Raw genomic sequence first — 3,610 nt, 5'->3', positions numbered from 1 at the left:
GTGCTTTGTTAGTGGTTGTGCGGGGATTGTGCTGGCGACTTGCTATCTGCACTCAGAGCGTTCGAATGCAAATTGATGACTTGCTATCCGCATTCAGGTCACTCGAATGCAAACTGGTGAGCTGCTATTTGCGCTCAGAGCGCTCGAGTGCAAACTGGCGACCTGCTATCTGCACTCAGGTCAGTCAAAGGCAAATAGGCGCTATCTCTCTCACCTCTGAGATGGCTACGGGCTCTGCTCACGGGTGAATTCAAGCTGATTTTTATGTTGAATTTGTTAGTGTCTACGCAGGATCTACTTTTCTGCCTATGGATACTAGTGTAAGTTAATTTTTATGGGATGATTGTTGTTTGTAATGGTAAGCGGCGTCTGTAATTCCTACTAACCAAAGAAGTGGGGCCTGGCCTTGGATCTGGCTTTAGTTCTTTGTTTAGTAGCTTACGACGCCATGCAAAGATATGATAAAGGAGCATGACATGTCAGAAGAAAAGAAAGTCTATAAAATGAACTGGGCGGGGCGTCCGCTCCAGGTTGAGATTGGTCAGTTGGCTAAGCAGGCCTCTGCGGCGGTCCTCGTGCGTTACGGGGAGACGGTTGTTTTGACGGCTGTGGTTGGGGCTAAGGAGCCTAAGGAAGGGCAGGATTTCTTCCCTCTCCAAGTGCTTTATGAAGAGAAGATGTACGCTGCGGGTAAGATTCCGGGCGGTTATATTAAGCGGGAAGGACGTCCAAGTGAGCATGCGACGTTGACGGCGCGTTTGATTGACCGGCCCATCCGTCCGCTTTTCCCTGAAGGTTACAAGAATGATGTCCAAGTGATCAATACCGTGATGTCGGTGGATCCTGACTGCAGCCCTGAGATGGCGGCTATGTTCGGGTCTTCTCTGGCGCTCGGCATCTCCAGCATTCCTTTTGAAGGGCCGATTGCAGGGGTGAATGTGGGCCGGGTGAATGGCGACTTGATGATCAACCCAACCGCTGACCAAGAAGCCCAGTCCGACCTGGAATTGACGGTTGCGGGGACTTCTAAGGCCATCAACATGGTGGAATCTTCTGCGTCCGAACTGAGCGAGGACGAGATGTTGGCAGCCCTCATGTTCGGCCACGCCAATATCAAGGAAATGACTTACTTCCAAAAACAAATCATCGACGAAATTGGCCAAGAAAAGGTCGACTATGTAGCGGATGAATTGGATCCTGAGCTGGAAGCGGAGATCGTGACCAATTACCACCAACGCATGGTTGAAGCCATCCAAACCTTCGACAAGTTGGAACGGGAGGAAAATATCCAAGCGGTTAAGGATGAAATCCTGTCTGTTTATGATGCGCGCTTCCTCGATGATGAAGACTTCATCCGCCTCCACCAACAAGTGGCTGACCTGGCTGACAAGCTGGAGTACAATGAAGTCCGCCGTCTGATTACGGATGACAAGGTCCGTCCCGATGGCCGTCAAATCGACGAGATCCGTCCTCTGTCTTCTGAGGTAGGCCTCCTGCCACGCGCGCACGGGTCCGGTCTCTTTACCCGGGGCCAAACCCAAGTGCTGTCGGCTTGTACCCTGGCGCCTTTGTCTGAAGCCCAACACATCGACGGCTTAGGGCCTGACTACGACCAACGCTTTATCCACCACTACAACTTCCCCCAATTCTCTGTTGGATCAAACGGCCGCTACGGCTCACCAGGCCGGCGTGAAATCGGCCACGGGGCTTTGGGTCACCGTGCCTTGAGCCAAGTGATCCCAGATGAAGAAGACTTCCCATACACCATCCGCTTGGTGGCGGAAGTGCTGGAATCTAACGGCTCGTCTTCCCAAGCTTCCATTTGTGCCTCGACTTTAGCTATGATGGATGCCGGTGTGCCAATCAAGGCGCCAGTTGCCGGGATTGCTATGGGTCTGGTGATGAACGAAGCCGATGAAAGCAAGTACACCATTTTGACTGACATCCAAGGCCTGGAAGACCACCTGGGCGACATGGACTTCAAGGTGGCAGGGACAGCTGAGGGGATTACCGCCCTGCAGATGGATATCAAGATCAAGGGAATTACTGAGGAAATCCTGCGCGAATCCCTGGCCCAAGCCAAACAAGCGCGGATGCAGATCCTCGACCAAATCACTTCTACGATTGCCGAACCACGCGCCGAACTGAGCAAGTATGCGCCTAAGATCGGCAAGATCCGCATCGACGAAGACCAAATCAAGGTCGTAATCGGTAAGGGCGGCGACACCATCAATGGGATCATCGACGAAACCGGCACCAAGATTGACATCGCGGACGACGGCCTGGTGACCATCTATTCCGATGACCAAGCCATGATCGACCGCGCCATCGAAATCATCGAGCAGCTGACTCTGAAGATCGAAGTCGGCCAAATCTACGAAGGCAAGGTCTTCCGGATTGAAAAATTCGGCGCCTTCGTTGACCTAGCACCTGGCCAAAACGGCATGATCCACATTTCCGAACTCCAGCACAAACGGACCAACAAGGTAGAAGATGTGGTAAATATTGGCGATGTGGTCCGCGTGAAGGTGATCGAAATCGACGACCGCGGCCGGATCAATCTTTCCCTAAAGGCGCTGACAGATCCTGAGGCGGAGTAGACAGGGATTGTACCCAATCACATGGTTGAGCATGCGCTTCACTCCTGCTCATGATTTGGAGAAGCAATAGGATTTCATTGTTTGCATTATGGATTAAACTGAAAAAGGGAGGGGTAATTGATTTTGAAATCTAATAAGAATATAGACATTAGCTCAAAAATTCTTACCTGCTTAAATTTTCTTTTTGTCATTTTAATCATTGCAAATATATTAATGGATCTTTATTTTGGGGATCGTATTGATTATGGAAATATAATATGGCTGGGGATTGCTTTAATTTTAATAAATGTAATCAAATAACCAGCAACACAAATAAAGCAGCTAGTGACCTGAGAGAAGGGACTAGCTGCTTTTTTATGTTTTTTAATGATGGATATTTTAATGTAATATGAACAAAATATGCTGTTTTGTCTATAAAATTGTCATAAACCTAGTAAATTTCCAGAGCTACAGGCTTGAGAAACTGCAATATCATGAGCGCAGTTGCAGTAACGCGTCGAGAAACTGCAATATCGCGAGTGAAGATGCAGTAACGCGTCGAGAAACTGCAATATCACGGGAGAAGATGCAGTAACGCGCTGAGAAACTGCATTATCACGGAAGAAGATGCAGTAACGCGTCGAGAAACTGCAATATCGCGGAAGAAAATGCAGTAATATGTCGAGAAACTGCCAGTTCTTAAGAGAAAAGGCAGTAATTTGCGGAGAAACTGCCAGTTCTTAAGAGAAAAGGCAGTAACTTGCGGAGAAACTGCCAGTTCTCAAGAGGAGAGGCAGTAAGGTGCCAAGAAACTGCCAGTTCTTAAGAGAAGAGGCAGTAAGATGCTGAGAAGCTGCCAGTTCTCAATAGAATAGGCAGTAACTCGCGAAAAAACTGCCAAATCGCTGTCGAAGAGGCAGGAACGGATGCCTCAGCACAGCATTGATCTTAAAAAAATCCTCCAGCACGAGGCTGGAGGATAGAGGATAACAAAAGTTGAAAACTTTTGTTACATATTCTAGTCGGGTTCG

General features: G+C 48.8%; 1 protein-coding gene. It reads left to right on the top strand.

Annotated elements, in window-relative coordinates; genetic code table 11:
- Nucleotides 1-476: 476 nt before the first annotated feature.
- Entirely contained in the window at nucleotides 477-2,600 is a 2,124-nt protein-coding gene (pnp, locus tag HMPREF3090_RS00305; RefSeq protein ID WP_067972341.1) for a polyribonucleotide nucleotidyltransferase, read from the top strand.
- The last annotated feature ends 1,010 nt before the right edge of the window (nucleotides 2,601-3,610 follow it).

The organism is Aerococcus sp. HMSC23C02 (assembly GCF_001806805.1).
GTDB lineage: Bacteria > Bacillota > Bacilli > Lactobacillales > Aerococcaceae > Aerococcus > Aerococcus sanguinicola.
The sequence above is the reverse complement of the archived record's forward strand: the minus strand, read 5'-3'. Positions and strand labels throughout refer to the sequence as shown.